The 19,534-nt window shown below is 69.1% G+C and carries 13 protein-coding genes; 10 read left to right on the top strand and 3 right to left on the bottom strand.

Going from position 1 to position 19,534, the window contains the following annotated elements; translation table 11 throughout:
- Window positions 1-293: 293 nt before the first annotated feature.
- Together FL344_RS24755 and FL344_RS24750 are read right to left on the bottom strand one after the other, a co-directional pair.
- Window positions 294-794 (bottom strand): hypothetical protein, encoded by a 501-nt coding sequence (locus tag FL344_RS24755; RefSeq protein ID WP_141592777.1) that lies wholly within the window; start codon window positions 792-794, stop codon window positions 294-296.
- A gap of 82 nt (window positions 795-876) precedes the next feature.
- Window positions 877-2,220, bottom strand: a complete 1,344-nt coding sequence (locus tag FL344_RS24750; RefSeq protein ID WP_141620246.1) for a short-chain fatty acid transporter — start codon at window positions 2,218-2,220, stop codon at window positions 877-879.
- A 177-nt stretch (window positions 2,221-2,397) separates the two neighbouring features.
- Here FL344_RS24750 and FL344_RS24745 point away from each other — a divergent pair, with 177 nt between their 5' ends.
- A complete protein-coding gene (locus FL344_RS24745; RefSeq protein ID WP_141620245.1) occupies window positions 2,398-4,521 on the top strand; it encodes an FUSC family protein in 2,124 nt (707 codons plus the stop codon).
- Between the two features lie 6 nt (window positions 4,522-4,527).
- Here the strand turns inward: FL344_RS24745 and FL344_RS24740 are convergent, their stop codons facing one another.
- Entirely contained in the window at window positions 4,528-6,069 is a 1,542-nt protein-coding gene (locus FL344_RS24740; RefSeq protein WP_141620244.1) for a PAS domain-containing sensor histidine kinase, read from the bottom strand.
- A 220-nt stretch (window positions 6,070-6,289) separates the two neighbouring features.
- Between FL344_RS24740 and FL344_RS24735 the strand changes: the two genes are divergently transcribed.
- The 9 genes from FL344_RS24735 to FL344_RS24695 all read left to right on the top strand — a co-directional run bounded on the left by FL344_RS24735 (window position 6,290) and on the right by FL344_RS24695 (window position 19,517).
- The gene (locus FL344_RS24735) at window positions 6,290-7,102 is read left to right on the top strand and encodes an AraC family transcriptional regulator (protein ID WP_228565342.1); all 813 of its coding nucleotides are present in this window, start codon (window positions 6,290-6,292) and stop codon (window positions 7,100-7,102) included.
- Window positions 7,103-7,166: 64 nt separating this feature from the next.
- On the top strand, window positions 7,167-7,520 hold the full coding sequence (locus tag FL344_RS24730) for a DUF3703 domain-containing protein (protein WP_228565341.1): 354 nt from the start codon (window positions 7,167-7,169) through the stop codon (window positions 7,518-7,520).
- Window positions 7,521-7,607: 87 nt separating this feature from the next.
- Window positions 7,608-9,083, top strand: coding sequence for an ATPase domain-containing protein (locus FL344_RS24725; protein ID WP_141592782.1), 1,476 nt, complete (start codon window positions 7,608-7,610; stop codon window positions 9,081-9,083).
- Between the two features lie 28 nt (window positions 9,084-9,111).
- Window positions 9,112-9,477: a response regulator gene (locus tag FL344_RS24720; protein WP_011550838.1), complete on the top strand. Its 366-nt coding sequence runs from the start codon at window positions 9,112-9,114 to the stop codon at window positions 9,475-9,477.
- 5 nt (window positions 9,478-9,482) lie between these two features.
- The gene (locus FL344_RS24715) at window positions 9,483-10,307 is read left to right on the top strand and encodes a hypothetical protein (protein WP_141592783.1); all 825 of its coding nucleotides are present in this window, start codon (window positions 9,483-9,485) and stop codon (window positions 10,305-10,307) included.
- 231 nt (window positions 10,308-10,538) lie between these two features.
- Window positions 10,539-16,994, top strand: a complete 6,456-nt coding sequence (locus tag FL344_RS24710; RefSeq protein WP_194863237.1) for a HAMP domain-containing protein — start codon at window positions 10,539-10,541, stop codon at window positions 16,992-16,994.
- Window positions 16,991-17,827 carry a protein-glutamate O-methyltransferase CheR gene (locus FL344_RS24705; RefSeq protein ID WP_141592784.1) on the top strand — a complete coding sequence of 279 codons (837 nt, stop codon included), beginning with the start codon at window positions 16,991-16,993 and terminating at the stop codon, window positions 17,825-17,827. The genes FL344_RS24710 and FL344_RS24705 overlap by 4 nt, the downstream gene beginning before the upstream one ends.
- Window positions 17,824-18,384, top strand: a complete 561-nt coding sequence (locus FL344_RS24700) for a chemotaxis protein CheB (protein ID WP_141592785.1) — start codon at window positions 17,824-17,826, stop codon at window positions 18,382-18,384. The genes FL344_RS24705 and FL344_RS24700 overlap by 4 nt, the downstream gene beginning before the upstream one ends.
- Window positions 18,381-19,517, top strand: a complete 1,137-nt coding sequence (locus tag FL344_RS24695; RefSeq protein ID WP_141620242.1) for a two-component system response regulator — start codon at window positions 18,381-18,383, stop codon at window positions 19,515-19,517. The genes FL344_RS24700 and FL344_RS24695 overlap by 4 nt, the downstream gene beginning before the upstream one ends.
- Window positions 19,518-19,534 lie beyond the last annotated feature (17 nt).

Here is a 19,534-nt window from a genome sequence, read left to right as displayed (position 1 = left end):
GCCCCGACAACCCCCTGCCCCTCAACCGGAGAACCTCTTGTGCAAGGGCATTGCCAGACGCCGTGGCGGGGCGGCTCCCCTCTGGAGACGGACGGAACATTGCCCTCGGGGCAGAGGCGGGTGTCGGGTGCGCTGAAAAAACTCCCTGTCCGACAGGGAACGTCGGGGGAAAAACGACGGACTGCCCGGCCTTGGGGGCAGGTGTGTGCCGGGTGCACCAACGCAAACGCCCGCCAGGTGGCCTGAGGGCCGCTGGCGGGCGCTGAGGTGCTTCCACCTGCTTCAGGGGTGAATCAGAGCACCTTGACCTGAATCTCCTTCAACACCTGGTCCCCGCGCAGCACCGACACCGTCCAGGCGCCAGGCTTGTTCAGCCGCAGGCCCGTCCACTGCCGCGCGCGCCAGCCCTCGCCCTTGATCTTCACGTCCTTCGTCTCACGGACGACGGTGCCCTGCTTCGACTGCACCATGATGTCCTCGACGGAGTCGCCCTGCGGCACCAGGTAGGCCTGCCACAGCATCACGCTGGTGCCGGCCTTGATGCCTTCCGGGCCGACTTCCGCGGTGCACTCGTACTTGTTGGGGCCTTCCTTGGCGACCTCGGTGCAGACCTTGGCCTCCACCAGCACGGGGCCCTGGCCCTGGCCCTTGTAGAAGTAGTTCCAGGTGTCACGCACCGCGTTCGCGTCCGGCGCCTTCACCTGTGCGGCGGCGGGCTCCGCGTCCTGCGCCATGGCCACCGGCGACATTCCCAGCACCGCGCACAGCAGGCCCCGCGTCAGCATCTTCGCCATCTCAAGTCCCCTCGTTCTCGTGATGTGACAGGCCCCCAGGCCCGCCTTGCCATGCTGGGTCTACCACAGCCCGCGTCGCCGCTCAGCCGAAGAGGAAGAAGGCCAGCGTCACCAGCGGCAGGTACACGAGGAAGGCCACCAGCAGGAATCCCAGGAGCTCTTTGAACTCCAAGCGCGCCACGGCCAGCAGCGGCAGCGCCCAGAAGGGTTGGATGAGGTCGGTGGCCATGTCGCCCCACGCATACGCCAGCACCACCTTCTCCGGCGCCACTCCCAGCCGCGTCGCGGCGTCCAGGAGGTAGGGCGCTTCAATGGCCCACTTCGAGCCGCCGGAGGGGACGAAGTAGTTCACCACGCCGCTGTACAGGTAGACGATGGCGGGGAACGTCTCGCGCGTGGACAGCGACACGAACAGCTCGCCGATGCGCTCCGTCAGGCCGGTGGCCTTGAAGATGCCGTAGATGCCCGCGTACAGCGGGAACTGGAGGACGATGCCGTGCAGCACGGTGCCGGCCTCCTCGCTGGCCTTGAGCAGCCGCGCGGGGGTGCCGTGCAGCAGCACCGCCAGCACCAGGAAGGTGAAGTTCACCACGTTGAGGTTGAGCGCGCGCCAGCCGCCATTCATCCACAGGTGCCGCGCCAGCCACACGAGCCCCAGGATGCCGATGACGGTGTTGAGCAGCCGCGAGTGGTCCAGCCACGAGGCGAAGCTGCGCTCGGCGGAGCGCGGGGGCGGGGTGAAGTCACCCAGGGACTCCAGCACCGCCGGGTCCACGCGGACGGTGTTCTCCGGCTTCGGATGCAGCACCCACGCCAGCAGCGTCAGCCCCGCCACCACGGCCAGCGTGAGGCCGATGTTGAAGGGCGAGAAGAGCGTCCTGTCGATGGGCAGCACGCCCAGGCTCTTCTCCAGGAAGTGGCCCGGCGTGGCCACCAGCAGCGGCGCGGAGGCGGACAGGCCCGAGTGCCAGGTGGCGCCCAGGCCGAAGTACGCGCACGCCACCAGCAGCCGGTAGTCCACGTCCGGCCGGCGCTTCACCATGAAGCGCACGAGCATGGCGCTGGCCACCAGGGACAGCCCCCAGTTGACGTAGGCCAGGGCCATGGAGACGAAGGCCATCCACGCCGCCGCACCCCGGGGCGTGCGTGGCACCCGCGCCGCGCGCTCCAGCAACGCGCGCACGGGGCCGGTGAGGGCCAGCAGGTAGCCGGTGAACATCACCAGCGCCATCTGCATGGAGAAGCCGAGCAGCTCCCAGAAGCCGCCGCCCCAGGCGTCCAGCACGGCGGGCGGCGCGGCGCCGGCCCAGCCGGTGGCCAGCGCCATGGTGAGCAGCGTGAGCAGGACGGCGATGGCGAACGCGCTGGGGACGAAGCGCGAAGAGAAGCGGCCGAGGCTCTCCGCGATTCGGACAAGGGTCTCCACGAGGTGTCGCTCCTTGGCAGGGCCGGCACGTTACGGCATGTGCGGCGCGCCGGCGGCGCAATCCCGTCGCGGGCCCTGTCCGCACGAGCCCGGGCACGCAGGCTCCCCTGGCCGCAGGGGTGCCCGGAGAGGGAGGGCGGAGGTTCCTTCCGCGCCGCACGGTGTCAACGCTCCAGGATGCGCCGACTGCTGAGACACCTGCGCTCCGTCCTCCGCGTCCGGCCAGGAAAGCCCGCCATTGGCGCGGGCTTGCGGACCGCGCTGGCCACCTCCGTCCCCCTGGTCCTCGCGTTCCTGCTGGGCGTGAAGGACGCGGGCTGGGGGGGCTTGACCGGCCTCCTGGTGTCATTGGCCGACAAGGGCGGCTCGTACCGGACGCGTGCGAAGGAGCTGGGCGCGGTGACGCTGCTGGGGGCCCTGGTGGGAGCGCTGGGCGCGCCGGGCGGGTCCATGCCGTGGCTGGACGTATCCCTGATGTGGCTGGGGGTGACGGCGGCGGCCTTCGCGCGGAGCTACGGAGAGACGGCGGGCTCCGTCGGAGGGCAGCTCGCGGTCATCTTCGTCGTGTCGCTGGGCGCGCCCGCGGTGGGGGTGGATGCCGCGCTGGCCCGCGCCTTCTGGCTGCTCTTCGGCGGCCTGTGGGCCATGACGCTGTCCCTGGTGCTGTGGCCCTTGCGGCCCTACCGCCCGGCGCGGAGGGCCATCGCGCGCGTGTACGGGGAGCTGGCGGAGGCGTGCTGGGATTTGGGCCGCCTGTCGCGCGAGGGCGCCAGCTCCCAGGAGTGGGTGGAGGCCGCGGAGCGGCACATGAGCGTGCGGCCCCTCATGGAGCAGGCGCGCGCCACGCTGGGGGCCATGCGCGGCACCCACCTGGGCAGGTCCCGGCGCGGCGAGCACCTGCTCGTGTTGCTCGAGACGTGCGAGCCGATGTCCTCCCAGCTCATCGCCCTGGCCGAGGCCATGGAGGCGGCCGTGCGCGAGCCCCGCTTCCTGCCGCTGCGCGCGCGCGTGGACTCGCTGTGTGACGCCTACGCGGCCATGGCGAGCTGGGTGGAGCAGGTGCTGGTGCGTGAGCGAAATGAAGGCGTCCCGCGCGCGCCCCGGCTGGTGCCTCGCTCGCGCAGACGGCGCTACCGGCCCGCTCCAGACATCCGGAACCGCGAGGACCCGCTGTCCCTCCACGTGGAGGCGCTCTTCGGGAAGCTTCGGGAGCTGGCAGGAGTGGCGCACGAGACGGCCGCGGGCCTGCTCCATGGCGACCCGGTGTCCGACCGCGGGCGGAGCGTGGTGGGCCAGGAGCCTCGGCACGCGCGCTCGTGGCTGGCCCCGCTTCGCGACCACCTCCGCTCCGACTCGCTCGTCTTCCGGCACGCGCTGCGCGTGGGGCTGGTGGCGACGGCGGCGCTGGTGGTGACGCGGGCGCTGGGCATCCGCGACGCCCACTGGGTGAGCCTCACCGTCATCGCCATCCTCCAACCGTATTCGGCCATCACGGAGGAGCGCGCGCTCCAGCGCGTCGGCGGGACGCTGCTGGGCGCATGTCTGGCGGCGGTGATTGCCACGCGCGTGCATTCTCCCTCCGCGCTGCTCGCCGTCATCGTCCTGCTCACGGCGGTGTCGGTGTCCCTCCTGCCCATCAACTTCGGTGCCTTCCAGGTCCTGCTCACGCCCGACTACCTGCTGCTGGCCACGTTGGGCTCGGGGGACTGGAGCCTCGCTGGCCAGCGCGCGCTGGGCGTGCTGGTGGCCTGCGCGCTGGCGCTGACGGGCGCGTGGCTGCTGTGGCCCATGCCGGAGCGCCGCCGCTTCCCGGAAGCCGCGGCGACCGCGTTACGCGCGGATGGTGAATACCTGCGCGAGGTCATCTCCCGGCGCAGCGGCACCCGGCCCGAGGTGGGCGCCGCGCGGCGCACCTTCAGTCTGGCGCTGCTGGACGCGGAGGCCTCCTTCGAGCGGCTCACCGCCGAGTACCACGGCCCGCCCCAGCAGCTCGAGTCAGGCATGGCCGTCATCACCTATGCGCGCCGCTTCGCCACCGTGGTGACGGCCTTGGGCATGGAGCGGCCGGAGGCGGAGGTTCCCGACCAGTTGAAGCAGCTGGCGCACCAGGCGGGGCGCACGCTCGACGAGCTCGCGGACGCGCTCATGGACCGGCGCGTGCCGCCGCCCCTGCCGCCGTTGAAGGTGTCGTGCAAGACGGATGACCCCGTCTTCGGCGCGTTGCTCGAACGGGTGCCCCGCCAGTTGGGCATGTTGCACGGCGCCGTGTCGCGGCTCAGCAGTGGCTCGGTCCTGCGGTGAGCCGCGTCAGGGCCGGGCCTCCCGTTGCGCCGTCGCGGCCAGCAGGGGCAGCGAGACATGGAACGTGGAGCCTCGGCCCAGCTCGCTGTCCACCCAGATGTGACCGCCGTGCCGTTCGATGATGTCCCGGCAGATGTAGAGCCCCAGGCCCAGGCCCCCGAAGCCGGATACGGGCGCGTTGCTCGCGCGGAAGAAGCGGCCGAAGAGGTGCGCCTGCTCCTCCCGGGAGATGCCGATGCCACCGTCCGCCACGCTGAGCACGGCGTTGCCGTCCACGTGAGACAGGGAGACGCGCACGGTGCCGCCCAGCGGGCTGTATTTGACGGCGTTCTCCAGGAGGTTGGCCAGCACCTGCGACAGCCGGCCCCGGTCGCCCATGACCAGGAGGTCCTCCTGGGGGAGCTCGCACATGAAGGCATGCTCCGCGCTGATGCCGCGGAACTCCGAGCACGCCTCGTTCGCCACCTCCAGGAGCGACACGGGCTCGCGATGCAGCTTCAGCCGGCCCGCCTCCACGTTGGTGGCATCCACCAAATCATTGACCAGCGCGGACAGGCGGTCCACCTGCGCCATGGCCTTGTCCACGCGCTCGGGCGCGATGGGCTCCCTGGCCGCCAGCGTCCGCTTCAGCAGCTCCAGGTGGAGGCGCAGCGGCGTCAGGGGCGTCTTGAGCTCGTGGGCGGCGATGGAGAGGAAGTCGTCGCGCACGCGAATGGCCTCGTGCGCCTCGGCCAGCAGCCGCTCCTGCGTGCGTTGTGCGTGCACGCGCTCGGTGATGTCGCGGAAGCTCCAGACGCGGCCGGTGATGAGCCCGCGCCGCCGCTGGGGCAGGGAGTAGCGCTCCAGGATGCGGCCGTCGCGCAGCTCGATGATGTCGAAGCTCTCCCGGCCTGGCTCCTCGTACAGGGACTGGACCCGCGAGAAGAAGGCGTCCGGGGTCTTCAACTTCTCGCGCACGGCCGCGAGCAGCGTCGCGTCGTGCGTGCAGGCCGCCAGTCCCGTCAGTCCCCAGAGCTGCTCGAATTGGCGATTGCAGGCGGTGATGTGTCCGTCCCGGTCGACCACCAGCAGTCCGTCCGCCGTCGAGTCGAGCGTGGCCTCCAGCAGGGACACCGTCTGCTCCAGCCGCTCCTGGGCCTGATGCTGCGCGGTGACGTCCACCATGACGCCTTGAAGCCGGTGGGCGCGGCCGTCCTTGGACAGCACGGTGACGATGTCACGCAGCCAGACGACGCGGCCGTCCGCGGCCAGCATCCGGTATTCGAATTCGTGGGGAAGGCACTGCTCCACCGCGGAGTGGCAGTAGGTGGAGGCCCAGCCCCGGTCGTCTGGATGCAGGTGCTCTATCCAGAAGTGAGGCTCCGTGAGCCACTGCTCCACCGGATAGCCGAGCAGCCGCTCCGCCTGCTTGCTCACGAAGATGAAGCGGACGCAGGGGTCTGCCTCCCAGACGATGCCGTCGACATTGTCGACCAGCGCGTCATGTCCACCCCGGGCAGGCGGGCTGATGTCCCCGGCTGCGTCGAGGCCCGGCTCCCTCTCCTCCATGGCGCGCTCCCTCCCCTGGAGCGGGGCTCTCCCGTGTCTCGGACCTTCTTCAATCAATACACCCGGGGAGCCGGGCGCCACCGGCCCCTTACGGCCAGGGGTGCATCGTCCGCCGAATCTCCGGAACCGGGCAGGCCGGGGCGCCCCGGGGCAGGGCCTTGCTTCCTCGCGGGGAATGCGCAGGCGGAGACATGCGAGGATGGTGCACCGAGCCCGCCCCATGACGCCTCCTCGCCCCGCCCGCGCCCGTGTGCCGTCTTCCCGTGAGGACCGGTGGCTGGGGCGCGTCTTCTTCGGCCCCCGGCGCTTGATGTACGTGGGGCCGCTCGCTCCAACGGACCCGCACGCCCACCCCACCTTTCAGGTCCTGCTGTCCCTGGACGCGCCGGTGCGCCTGCGCGACGCCCGTCAGCAGGAGGTCGAATGTCAGGCGGCCGTCGTTCCTCCGGACGCCGAGCACGCCATCGTTGAAGGCGCCCTGGCCACGGTCCTGCTCCACGTCCCCGCGGAGGACCTGGTGGGCCGCCGGCTGGCGACGCTGGGCATTGGCGCGGACGCGGCCGCGTGGGGCGCGGCGGGCGAACGTTTGAGGGCCTGTGGCATCGACCGGTTGCCGGTGCGCTGGGCGGAGGCCGAGGCGCAGACGCAGGTCCTGCTGCGTGAGCTCCAAGTCGAAGCGGGCGTCGCGAAGCCCACCCACCCCGCGGTGAAGAAGCTGCTGCGGCTGCTGCCAGAGGCGCTGGAGGAAGACGTGCGTCTGGCCACGCTCGCTCCGCGCGTGGGCTTGTCGGTGGGCCGGCTGTCGCATCTGTTCAGCGCGCAGGTGGGCTTCCCCTTGCGGCCCTACATCCTCTGGCTGCGCCTGCACCGGGCCGCCGAGCACCTGCAACAAGGCGCGTCCCTCACCGAGGCCGCGCACGCCGCGGGCTTCACCGACAGCGCGCACCTGAACCACGCCTTCCGCCGCACCTTCGGCCTCAAGCCCTCGGAGATTGCCGGGGTGGTGGAGTGGGTGCGCCCGCCTTCGCGATAGCGCGTTCTTACAAGCCGGCGGGGGCTTCGTGGCGCGAAGGTGGCGACATGACCGGGGAGAATCCATGTCGATGAAGGCGAAGCTGCGCGCCGCTTTCGAAGCGGAGCTGCGCGAGGCCCATGAAGCGGAGTCGCGTGCGGAGCATGTGCGTGCCTGGCAGCACCTCGAGCGGGCCCACGTCCTCAGCCAGGCCCACGCGGGCCCTCACGTGCGGGTGCACTGGCGCATGCTGGGGTTCGGGTGGCGCCGGCGGAACGCCGCGGAGTGGGTGGGGCAGGCGGTGCGGCTGTTGGTCGCCGCGCCAGGCTCATGGCTCGGGCGGGCACCGCTGGGAAACACCGGCGGCGCGAACGTGGGCATCCTCACGCCCATGCCCATTCCCGACGACCTGCGCGCCCTGCTGGACGCCGATAGCTGAGGCCCTTTCGCTGTTCACGGCTCGCGCGGTTCTCTTCTCACATTCCGAGGCGCGCGCTGGGGCGAATTACGGTATGGAACGGACATCATGTCCTCTTCCGAGCAACCGGCGCGGCAGGACGCACGCGTATCGACTGGCGTGCCTGGGCTTGACGCCGTGCTGGGCGGCGGTCTCGTGTCGTCGGGTGTCTACATCTTCGTGGGGGAGCCGGGCGCGGGGAAGACCCTCTTCGCCAACCAGCTCTGCTACCACCAGGGGCGCGCCGGCGCGCGGTGCCTGTATGTCACGCTGCTGGCGGAGTCCCACGCTCGCATGCTGGCCAACATGCGGGACATGGCCTTCTTCGACTCGGCGCTGCTGCCCGAGGGCGTCTACTACGTCAGCGGCTTCCGCACGTTGGAGGAGCACGGGCTGCCGGGGTTGCTGGAGCTCTTGCGGCGCGAGGTGCGCAACCACAACGCCAGCATCCTGGTGCTGGATGGCCTGGTGCAGGCGCAGGAGGCGGCCGGCAGCAGCCGCGACTTCAAGAAGTTCATCCACGAGCTCCAGGTCGCCGCCGGGCTGACGCGCTTCACGGCGCTGCTGCTCACCAGCGCCAACGGTCCCGCCGTCCATCCGGAATACACCATGGTGGATGGCATCCTGGAGCTGCGCGAGCGCACCCAGGGCGTGCGCTCCTGGCGCGAGCTGCAAGTGCGCAAGTTCCGGGGGAGCCCCACGCTGCACGGCGTCCACGCCTTCCGCATCACCAGCGACGGGTTGGAGGTCTTCCCCCGGTTGGAGTCGCGGGTGCAGCGCACGCCGCCGCCGGACCCGGGCGCCCATCGCCTCCACTTCGGCGTTCCGTCCCTGGACGCGCTCTTCCCGGAGGGGCTGGCGGCAGGGTCCACCTCCCTGCTGCTCGGTCCGCCTGGCGCGGGCAAGACGCTGCTGGGCAGCAGCTTTCTGGCGGAGGGCCTGAAGCAGGGCGAGCACTGCCTGTACATGGGCTTCTACGAGCCGCCCAACCGGCTGTTGGGCAAGGTGGCATCCGCGGGCATCGACCTGGGCGGCGCCATGGCGGATGGACGGCTCAACCTCATCTGGCAGCCGCCTTCCGAATGCATTCTCGACGTGCTGGCGGACCAGCTCTTGTCGGACGTGCGGCGGCGCAACGTGAAGCGCGTGTTCGTGGACGGGCTCAGCGCCATGCAACAGTCCTCGCCCGAGCCCGCGCGCATCAATTCGTTCTTCGCGGCCCTCACCCAGGAGCTGCGTTGCACGGGGACCACCACTCTCTTCGGCATGGAGACACCGCGGCTCTTCGGTCCGGTGCTGGACGTCCCGATGGAGGTCGGTCCTTCCGCTGTGGCGGAGAACCTCTTTTTCTTGAGACATGTCGAGCTCGAAGGCCGCCTGCGCAGGCTGCTGAGCATCTTCAAGATGCGTGACACCCACTATGACCCCACCCTGAGGGAGTTCGTCATCACCCCCCAGGGAATCGAGGTGCTGCCCCCCTTCAGTGTCGCTGTGGATACCCTGCTCACGGGACTTGCCCGGCACCCGGGCACTGGCCATTTCTGAACGAACCTCGAGGAGTAGTACCACCCGTATGGAGACGGTCCTGGTGGTGGATGACGAGCAGGGCATCCTGGAAGCCCTGGCGGACCTCCTTCGAGAGGAGGGCTACCGCGTTCTGACGGCCTCTCACGGCCGTGAGGCGCTGGAGCGGATGGCGGAGCTCCGGCCGGACCTGGTCCTCACTGACTGGATGATGCCCGTCCTGGACGGACCGGCACTCATCGAGCGCATCCGGGCTGAGCCGGCCTACAAGGATGTGTCACTCATGGGGATGAGCGCAGTGGACGTGTCCGCGCTGCGGCATCGGTATCCTGGCATGCCGTTCCTCCAGAAGCCCTTCGACATCCACGCGCTGATGCGACAGGTCCGCAAGGCCCTCGACGGAAAGCAAGGCTGAGCCCCATGTTCTATCTGCTCAAGCTGGGCCCCGTGCCACTCAGTCAGGGCAACACGCAGGTCCAGGTGTATCTGCGTATCTCCGACGCCGGAGAGCCCGCCGCGCCCGTCTTCGAATCGGACGACGGAGCGGGGCTGCGGGCCCTGCTGGAAGGGGTGGACGCGGCGGAGGTGCGCTGCGTGCCGGCGCTGGCCGCCGCGGGCGCGGAGCTGGGGCTCGCCGTGGCGGAGCCTTCACCGCAAGCGCTGTCTTCCTGCGCGGCCATCGCGACCTTCGTGGCGTGGGGGCAGCGAGGCTTGTCCGGGCTTGGCTCGGACAAGGCGCTGCTCTTCGTGCAGGCGTCGACGGAGTACTGGGATGCGCGGCCCTGGACGCATTGGGATGACAGCCAGCCCTTCGAGGTGGCCGTCACCGGGCCGATGAACCACACCTTCGAGGGGTGCGTCTTCCACATGGGGGACGGGCGCGCGGGGCTGGCGCTGTACTTCAAGCCGGGCGCGCTGCAGATGCTGATGGAGATGCAGGCGCGTGGCCAGGGTGACGCCGCCACCAGCCTGCCCGCGATTGCCGTCACGCTGGACACGTCCCCTTCGTATGCCGTGGATGCGCTCACCGCCGCGGGGCGCGCGCCGCGCCTGCCGCTGCCCCTGAAGACGGGGCCGGACGGCATCAGCGTGCCGTCTCCGCTGGAGTCCCTGGTGCTGGTGGCGTCGTTGCGCGCGGTGGCCCGGCTGTCACCGGAGCAGCGCGAGGTGCTCAGCAGCGTCGTGGCCGGAGACGAGCAGATGCAGGTGCGCGTCCGCGCGCCCGCGCCCCGCGTCCGGCACTGAGCTCGCCTGCTCCGTCAGCGAGCGCACCGGCTTTCACACCGAGTAGCGCCGCGTCCGAGCCAGTGTTGGCTGCCGGACGAAGTCCTCCTGGAATGTCGCCTGATGGCCAGCCGGGCGTCCCGGGGGGACTGGTCCAAGTATGCGAAAGCGCGAGAAAACACGCTCCAGCTGCGAGATTCCCGCAGGACGGCAGCCCGTGCTTCGCCGTCCCGGGACCGACCAGGAACTCATATGGCCACGAAGAAGGTTTCCTCCCGCCGTGCAGCTGTCGCGGCTCCCCCTCCATCGCGAATCCGGGAGGATGATTCGCAGTCGCTCGACTCGCGCCAGTTGCTGCGGGTCCTCACCGCCGTCCGCAAGGGCGACTTCTCCGTGCGCATGCCGGTGGACAAGGTGGGCAGCGCCGGCAAGGTGGCGGACACGCTGAACGAAATCATCGAGCTCAGCGAGCGCATGGCCCGTGAGTTCGAGCGCATCGGCAACGTGGTGGGCAAGGAAGGCCGCATCACCCAGCGCGGCAACGTGGTGGGTGCGCTGGGCTCGTGGGGCGACTGCGTCGAGTCGGTGAACACGCTGGTGGCCGACCTGGTGCAACCGACGACGGAGATGGGCCGCGTCATCGGCGCCGTGGCCAAGGGTGACCTGTCGCAGACCATGGCCCTGGAAGTGGATGGACGTCCTCTCCGAGGCGAGTTCCTTCGCACCGCCCGGCTGGTGAACGGGATGGTGGAGCAGCTCGGCGCCTTCGCTTCCGAGGTGACGCGCGTGGCCCGCGAGGTGGGTACCGACGGAAAGCTGGGCGGTCAGGCCAAGGTGAAGGGCGTAGCCGGCACGTGGAAGGACCTCACGGACAACGTGAACTCCATGGCCTCCAACCTCACCGCGCAGGTGCGCAGCATCGCCGAGGTGACGACGGCCGTCGCCAAGGGCGACCTGTCGAAGAAAATCACCGTCGATGTGCGCGGCGAAATCCTGGAGCTGAAGAACACCATCAACACGATGGTGGACCAGTTGTCGTCCTTCGCGTCGGAAGTGACGCGCGTGGCGCGTGAAGTGGGGACGGAGGGCAAGCTGGGTGGTCAGGCCGAAGTGAAGGGCGTGGCCGGCACGTGGAAGGACCTCACGGACAACGTGAACTCCATGGCGTCCAACCTGACGTCCCAGGTGCGAAATATCGCCGAGGTGACGACGGCGGTCGCCAAGGGTGACCTGTCGAAGAAGATTACCGTCGATGCCAAGGGCGAGGTGCTGGAGCTGAAGAACACCATCAACACGATGGTGGACCAGCTCAACTCGTTCGCGTCGGAAGTGACGCGCGTGGCCCGTGAGGTGGGCACGGAAGGCAAGCTGGGTGGTCAGGCCGAAGTGAAGGGCGTGGCCGGCACGTGGAAGGACCTCACGGACAACGTGAACTCCATGGCCTCCAACCTCACGTCGCAGGTGCGCAACATCGCGGATGTCACCACCGCCGTGGCCAACGGTGACCTGTCGAAGAAAATCACCGTGGATGTGCGCGGCGAAATCCTGGAGCTGAAGAACACCATCAACACGATGGTGGACCAGTTGTCGTCCTTCGCGTCGGAAGTGACGCGCGTGGCGCGCGAGGTGGGCACGGAAGGCAAGCTGGGCGGTCAGGCCGTGGTGAAGGGCGTGGGCGGCACGTGGAAGGACCTCACGGACAACGTGAACTCCATGGCCTCCAACCTCACGTCCCAGGTGCGCAACATCGCCGAGGTGACGACGGCCGTCGCCAAGGGTGACCTCTCCAAGAAGATTACGGTCGATGCCAAGGGTGAGGTGCTGGAGCTGAAGAACACCATCAACACGATGGTGGACCAGCTCAACTCGTTCGCGTCGGAAGTGACGCGCGTGGCGCGCGAGGTGGGCACCGACGGAAAGCTGGGCGGTCAGGCCGACGTGAAGGGCGTGGCTGGCGTGTGGAAGGACCTCACGGACAACGTGAACTCCATGGCGTCCAACCTCACGTCCCAGGTGCGAAACATCGCCGAGGTGACGACGGCCGTGGCGAACGGCGACCTGTCGAAGAAAATCACCGTGGACGTGCAGGGCGAAATCCTGGAGCTGAAGAACACCATCAACACGATGGTGGACCAGCTCAACTCGTTCGCCTCGGAAGTGACGCGTGTGGCGCGTGAGGTGGGTACGGAGGGCAAGCTGGGCGGTCAGGCCGTCGTGCGCGGTGTCGGTGGCACGTGGAAGGACCTCACGGACAACGTGAACTCCATGGCCTCCAACCTGACGTCCCAGGTGCGAAACATCGCCGAGGTGACGACGGCCGTCGCCAAGGGTGACCTCTCCAAGAAGATTACGGTCGACGCCAAGGGCGAGGTGCTGGAGCTGAAGAACACCATCAACACGATGGTGGACCAGTTGTCGTCCTTCGCCTCGGAAGTGACGCGCGTTGCGAAGGAAGTCGGTACAGAAGGAAAGCTCGGTGGTCAGGCCATCGTGCGCGGCGTCGGTGGCACGTGGAAGGACCTCACCGACAACGTGAACAGCATGGCGTCCAACCTGACGTCCCAGGTGCGAAACATCGCCGAGGTGACGATGGCGGTGGCGCGCGGTGACCTCTCCAAGAAGATCACCGTGGACGTGCGCGGCGAGATTCTGGAGCTGAAGAACACCATCAACACGATGGTGGACCAGTTGTCGTCCTTCGCCTCGGAAGTGACGCGCGTGGCGCGCGAAGTGGGTACGGAAGGAAAGCTCGGTGGTCAGGCCATCGTGCGCGGCGTCGGTGGCACGTGGAAGGACCTCACCGACAACGTGAACTCCATGGCGTCGAACCTGACGTCTCAGGTGCGAAACATCGCGGAAGTCACCACGGCTGTGGCCAACGGTGACCTCTCCAAGAAGATCACCGTGGACGTGCGCGGCGAAATCCTGGAGCTGAAGAACACCATCAACACGATGGTGGACCAGCTCAACTCGTTCGCCTCGGAAGTGACGCGTGTGGCGCGTGAGGTGGGCACCGAAGGCAAGCTGGGCGGCCAGGCCGTGGTGAAGGGCGTGGCCGGCACGTGGAAGGACCTCACGGACAACGTGAACTCCATGGCGTCGAACCTGACGTCCCAGGTGCGCAACATCGCGGAAGTCACCACGGCCGTCGCCAAGGGCGACCTGTCGAAGAAAATCACCGTCGACGTGCAGGGCGAAATCCTGGAGCTGAAGAACACCATCAACACGATGGTGGACCAGCTCAACTCGTTCGCGTCGGAAGTGACGCGCGTGGCGCGTGAAGTGGGCACGGAGGGCAAGCTGGGCGGTCAGGCCGAGGTGAAGGGCGTGGCCGGCACGTGGAAGGACCTCACGGACAACGTGAACTCCATGGCCTCCAACCTCACCACGCAGGTGCGCGGCATCGCCAAAGTCGTGACGTCGGTGGCCAACGGCGACCTGAAGCGCAAGCTGGTGGTGGACGCGAAGGGCGAGATCGCGGAGCTGGCGGACACCATCAACGGCATGATCGACACCCTGGCGGTGTTCGCAGACCAGGTGACGACGGTGGCCCGCGAGGTGGGCATCGAAGGGAAGCTGGGCGGTCAGGCCCGTGTGCCCGGTACGGCGGGCATCTGGCGCGACCTCACGGACAACGTGAACCAGCTCGCCGCCAACCTCACCACGCAGGTGCGCGCCATCGCCGAGGTGGCCACCGCCGTGACGAAGGGTGACCTCACGCGGTTCATCACCGTGTCCGCACAGGGCGAAGTGGCCGCCCTGAAGGACAACATCAACGAGATGATCCGCAACCTGAAGGACACCACGCGGAAGAACACGGAGCAGGACTGGCTCAAGACGAACCTGGCCAAGTTCACCCGTGTCCTCCAGGGGCAGCGGGATTTGCTCACGGTGTCCAAGGTCATCCTGTCGGAGCTGGCACCGCTGGTGGATGCCCAGCACGGCGTCTTCTACATCTCCGAGCGCGCGGACGGCGGCGACCAGATGCTCAAGCTGCTGGCGTCCTACGCATACCGTCAGCGCAAGGGATTGGCGAACACCTTCAAGTACGGCGAGGGACTGGTGGGCCAGTGCGCCCTGGAGAAGGAGCCCATCCTCTTGTCGGACGTGCCGGACAGCTACATCCGCATCGCGTCCGGCCTGGGCGAGGAGGTGCCACGCAACATCGTGGTGCTGCCGGTGCTCTTCGAAGGGGAAGTCAAAGCCGTCATCGAGCTGGCCTCCTTCCACACCTTCAGTGAGGTCCACATGGGCTTCCTGGAGCAGCTCACGGAGTCCATCGGCATCGTGCTCAACACGATTGCCGCCAACATGCGCACCGAGGCGCTGCTGAAGCAGTCGCAGGCGCTGACGGACGAGCTCCGCAAGCAGCAGGAGGAGCTGACGGAGACGAACAAGCGCCTGGAGCAGCAGGCCACCTCGCTCCAGCAGTCGGAGGAGCTGCTCAAGCGTCAGCAGGAGGAGCTGCGCAGCACCAACGAGGAGCTCCAGGAGAAGGCGAAGCTGCTCTCCGAGCAGAAGACGGAGGTGGAGCGCAAGAATGGCGAGGTGGAGCAGGCCAAGCTCGCCCTGGAGGAGAAGGCCGAACAGCTCAGCCTCACGTCCAAGTACAAGTCCGAGTTCCTGGCCAACATGAGCCACGAGCTGCGTACGCCGCTCAACTCGCTGCTCATCCTCAGCCAGACGCTCAGTGACAACGTGGATGGCAACCTCACGTCGCGGCAGGTGGAGTTCGCCAAGACGATTCACGCGTCCGGCGCGGACCTGCTGGAGCTCATCAACGACATCCTCGACCTGTCGAAGATTGAATCCGGCACCATGGCCGTGGACGTGGGGCCGCTGCGCTTCGGCGACCTGCGCGAGTTCGTGGACCGCACCTTCCGGCAGGTGGCGGACAAGAAGGGGTTGGAGTTCCACATCGGCCTGGGGGATTCGCTGCCCGGCGAGCTGGAGACGGACGCGAAGCGCCTGCAACAGGTGCTCAAGAACCTGTTGTCCAACGCCTTCAAGTTCACCGAGTCCGGCTCGGTGTCGCTGCACATCGGTCTGGCGAAGGGCGGCTGGTCTCCGGACCACGCCATGTTGTCCTCCGCGCCCTCGGTGGTCGCCTTCACCGTGGTGGACACGGGCATCGGCATCCCGAAGGACAAGCATCAAATCATCTTCGAGGCCTTCCAGCAGGCGGATGGCTCCACCGCCCGCAAGTACGGGGGCACCGGCCTGGGCCTGTCCATCAGCCGTGAAATCGCGCGACTGCTCGGCGGCGAAATCCGGCTGGAGAGCGACGTGGGCAGGGGCAGCGCCTTCACCCTCTACCTGCCGCTCGCCTTCATGGCGGAGCGTCCGCAGGAGGAGCACGCGCGCTGGGACTACCACGCGCTGGCCACCACGGTGCTCCCCGTGCCCATCGCGGAGCCAGTCTCCGAGTCGCGGGTGTCTTCGCTGAGCCGGATGGACATCGATGATGACCGGAACTCCATCCTGCCTGGAGACAAGGTGCTGCTGGCCGTGACGCACCTGGCGGACCATGCCGCGCGCCTGCGGGCCGCGGCGCAGGACACGGGCTTCAAGGTGCTGGTGTCCACCGAGGTGGAGGACGCGCTGGACGCTGTCCGCAACACGCGGCCAGCGGCCGTGGCGGTGGACCTGGACCTGCCGGAGATGGCGGGCTGGGTGGTGCTGGACCGGCTGAAGCACGACGCGTCCACGCGCGCGCTGCCGGTGTACACGGTGTCGGTGGAGGACCACCGCGAGCGCTCGCTCAACCTGGGCGCCATTGGCCACCTGCGCGCGGCGGCCGACCCGGAGGCGGCGGTGGCCGCGCTGGAGTCCCTCAAGCGCTTCGTGGAGCGCAAGGGCCGCGGGCTGCTCGTGGTGGAGGACGACCCCGTCCACCGCCAGACGCTGACGGAGCTTCTGGGCAGTGATGACGTGCAGACGGTGGCGGTGGGGACCGCGGCGGAGGCCCTGGCCGCGCTGGCCGAGCGCCGCTTCGACTGCATGGTGCTGGACCTGGGCTTACCGGACATGCCCGGAACGGAGCTCATCCGCCGCATCCATGAGGCGCACGGCGCGGGTGGGCCGCCGCTCATCGTCTATACGGGCCGCGAGCTGACGCGCGCCCAGGAGACGGAGCTGCGGCGCGTGGCCGAGGCCATTGTGGTGAAGGACGCGCAGAGCCCGGAGCGGCTGCTGGAGGAGACGAGCCTGTTCCTCCACCGCTCGCCCTCGGAGCTGACCGAGCCCAAGCGCCGCATGCTGGAGAAGGCGCGCGAGAAGGATCCCTTGCTGGTGAACCGCAAGGTGCTGGTCGTGGACGACGACGTGCGCAACATCTTCGCCCTCAACACCGTGCTGGAGCGCTACGGCATGAAGGTGGCCTTCGCGGAGAGCGCGCGCGAGGGCCTGGACCAACTGGAGAAGGACGCCGACATCGAGCTGGTGCTGATGGACGTGATGATGCCGGAGATGGACGGCTACCAGGCCATGCGCGCCATCCGTCGCATGGAGCGCTTCGTCCATCTGCCCATCCTGGCCCTCACCGCCAAGGCCATGAAGGGGGACCGGGAGAAGTGCCTGGAGGCCGGTGCGTCCGACTACATCACCAAGCCGGTGGACATCGAGAAGCTGCTCAGCCTGCTGCGCGTGTGGCTGCATGCGCCGCGGGGCATGCCGCCGCGCGGTTCGCGCACGGAGGTCTCCGGATGACGGGGCCCGGCGCGCGCGGCGCGGAGCTGGAGGCGCTGGAGGTGGACCTGCTGCTGGAGGGCGTGGCCCGGCAATGGGGCTTCGACCTGCGCAACCGCTCCCGGCCGCAGCTCTTGCGGCGGCTGCGGCACCACCTCCGCGAGGAGCGGCTGGACAGCTTCTCCGCACTCCAGGCCCGCGTGCTGCACGACGCCGAGGCGCTGGACGCGCTGCTGCGCACGCTGTCCTGCACACCGCCCGCCCTGTTCGCGGAGGCCGCCTTCTTCCGCGACTTCCGCACCCGGGTGGTGCCGGTGCTTCGCACGTGGCCCTCCGTGCGTGTGTGGCACGCGGGCTGTGGCACCGGCGAGGACACATACGCGCTGGCCATCCTCCTCCACGAGGAAGGGCTGTGGGGCAAGTGCCGGCTGTATGCGTCCGACGCGAGTGAAGGGCTGCTGGCGGACGCGCGCACCGGCGTGCTGCCGCTGCCCACGCAGGAGGACGCGCAGCGCTACCTGGAGGCGGGAGGGAAGGGCGCGCTCTCCGACTACTACACGCGCGACGGCAACTGGGCGCTGCTCCAGCCCCGGCTGCGCGACGGCATCTTCTTCACCCAGCACCACCTGGCCACGGATGGCTCGTTCAACGAGTTCCACGTCATCGTGTGCCGGGACACGTTGCTGACCTTCAACCGGGCACTGCACGACCACATCCACGGCCTCCTCTTCGAGAGCCTCGCCCGCTTCGGCTTCTTGTGCCTGGGGCGCAAGGAGTCGCTGGCGCGCACGCCGCACGCGGGGGCCTACGAGATGCTGGAGGACTGCGGTCGCATCTTCAGGAGGGTGGCATGAATCCCTTGGGCCTGCTGGTGGTGGGGGCGCCGCGCAGCGCGGCGGCGGACGTGGAGTCGGTGCTGGCGCTGTTGCCTCCGCACCTGCCCGTGCCGGTGGTGTTGGCGCTGCACCGGGGCCCTCTGGACGCGCTGGCCGCGCCGCTGGGCCGCCGCTGCGCGCTGCCGGTGGTGGAGCCGGACGACAAGGACCCGCTGCTGCCCGGCGCCGTGTACCTGGCGCCCGCGGGCTACCACTTGCTGGTGGACCGGGGCTGCGTGTCCCTGTCCGTGGAGCCGCCCGAGCATGGGCAGCGGCCCGGCCTGGACGCGCTCTTCGAATCTGCGGCGGACAGCCATGGCCCCAGGGCCGCGGGGCTGCTCTTCGCGGGGCACGAGGATGGGGGGGCGGGCTTGCAGGTGCTCCATGCGAGAGGCGCCCGGGTGGCCGTGGTGAGCCCGCTCCAGACGGGCGGAGATGGTGGTGAGGAGGGAGAGATGGCGCAATTGACGTTGGGTTCCGTGGGAGGGTGGCTCGCGCGGCTGGCCTATGTGCCGCGTTCCAAGGTGCTGCCTTGAGCGGCGCGCCCACGCGCGAGCGCCTGCCGGCGATTCCGGCGGAGCCCGTCTGCCTGCTGCTGGTGGATGACCAGCCGGAGAACCTGCTGGCGCTGGAGGCGACGCTTGCACCCCTGGGGCAGCGGCTGGTCACCGCGAGCAGCGGCCGCGAGGCGCTGCGACACCTGCTGACGCAGGACTTCGCCGTCATCCTCCTGGACGTCGTCATGCCGGACATGGACGGCTTCGAGACGGCCCAGCTCATCCGCGAACGAGAGCGCAGCCGCGGCACGCCCCTCATCTTCCTCACCGGGCTGTCGCGCGGGCCCCATCCGGAGCTGCGCGGCTATGCCATGGGCGCGGTGGACTTCCTGCTCAAGCCCTTCGAGCCGACCATCCTGCGCTCCAAGGTGAGCGTCTTCGTGGAGCTGTACCGCAAGACGGAGCTGGTGCGGCGGCAGGCGGAGGCGCTGCGCGAGGCCCAGCAGCGCGAGCACGCGCGGGAGTTGTTGGAGGCGCAGCGGCGCGTGGAGGCCGAGCGGCTTCGTTCAGAAACCAACCGAAACCAGCAGCGCTGGCTGGAGGCGGCAATCGCCGCGCTCCCCATGCCGCTGGCGTTGGTGGAGCCGGAAAGCGGCCACACCCTGCTGGCCAACCGGGCGGCGCAAGGGCTGGCGGGGGGCTGTCTGGCCTACCGTGAGGCGCGCGTGCTGCATGCGGACGCATGCTTCCGCGGCGCGGATGGCCGGCTGCTCGCGGATGAAGACCTGCCGCTGATGCGCGCCGCGCGCGGTGAGGTGTTCCAGGCGTTCCCCGTGGAGTGGAGCGTGGGCGGCCAGCGCGGTTCGGTGCTCGCGTCCAGCGAGCGGCTGCCTCGCATGCATGGACGCCCGGAGACCATGGTGCTGGGCCTCTTGGACGTCACGGCGCTTCGAGCCGCCGCTCGCCACGACTGGCTCCCCCTGCCGCTGACGGAGCACATCGCTACACTGGAGGCACAGGGGGAGGACACAGGCCCGCTCACTCGGCTCATCGAGGTGCTGCGGAACCTTCCGGGCTTGAGCACCGGGAGCCCCGGACAGGAGCGCGAGGAGGGCTCCTTGCCAGCGGAGGAGAGCAGCCAGGCGGGCAATCCTCCTCGGCCCGCGCGCTGAACATCGCCGGTCGAGAA

It is taken from the genome of Myxococcus sp. AB036A (genome assembly GCF_006547355.1).
Lineage (GTDB): Bacteria > Myxococcota > Myxococcia > Myxococcales > Myxococcaceae > Myxococcus > Myxococcus virescens.
This window is presented reverse-complemented; position numbering and strand designations above follow the sequence as displayed.

Excerpts from the sequence above, each read along its gene's own strand:
- FL344_RS24755 (WP_141592777.1), bottom strand. The coding sequence starts at position 794 with ATGGCGAAGATGCTGACGCGGGGCCTGCTGTGCGCGGTGCTGGGAATG.
- FL344_RS24745 (WP_141620245.1), top strand. The coding sequence starts at position 2,398 with ATGCGCCGACTGCTGAGACACCTGCGCTCCGTCCTCCGCGTCCGGCCA.
- FL344_RS24740 (WP_141620244.1), bottom strand. The coding sequence starts at position 6,069 with ATGGAGGAGAGGGAGCCGGGCCTCGACGCAGCCGGGGACATCAGCCCG.
- FL344_RS24735 (WP_228565342.1), top strand. The coding sequence starts at position 6,290 with ATGACGCCTCCTCGCCCCGCCCGCGCCCGTGTGCCGTCTTCCCGTGAG.
- FL344_RS24730 (WP_228565341.1), top strand. The coding sequence starts at position 7,167 with ATGTCGATGAAGGCGAAGCTGCGCGCCGCTTTCGAAGCGGAGCTGCGC.
- FL344_RS24725 (WP_141592782.1), top strand. The coding sequence starts at position 7,608 with ATGTCCTCTTCCGAGCAACCGGCGCGGCAGGACGCACGCGTATCGACT.
- FL344_RS24720 (WP_011550838.1), top strand. The coding sequence starts at position 9,112 with ATGGAGACGGTCCTGGTGGTGGATGACGAGCAGGGCATCCTGGAAGCC.
- FL344_RS24715 (WP_141592783.1), top strand. The coding sequence starts at position 9,483 with ATGTTCTATCTGCTCAAGCTGGGCCCCGTGCCACTCAGTCAGGGCAAC.
- FL344_RS24710 (WP_194863237.1), top strand. The coding sequence starts at position 10,539 with ATGGCCACGAAGAAGGTTTCCTCCCGCCGTGCAGCTGTCGCGGCTCCC.
- FL344_RS24705 (WP_141592784.1), top strand. The coding sequence starts at position 16,991 with ATGACGGGGCCCGGCGCGCGCGGCGCGGAGCTGGAGGCGCTGGAGGTG.
- FL344_RS24700 (WP_141592785.1), top strand. The coding sequence starts at position 17,824 with ATGAATCCCTTGGGCCTGCTGGTGGTGGGGGCGCCGCGCAGCGCGGCG.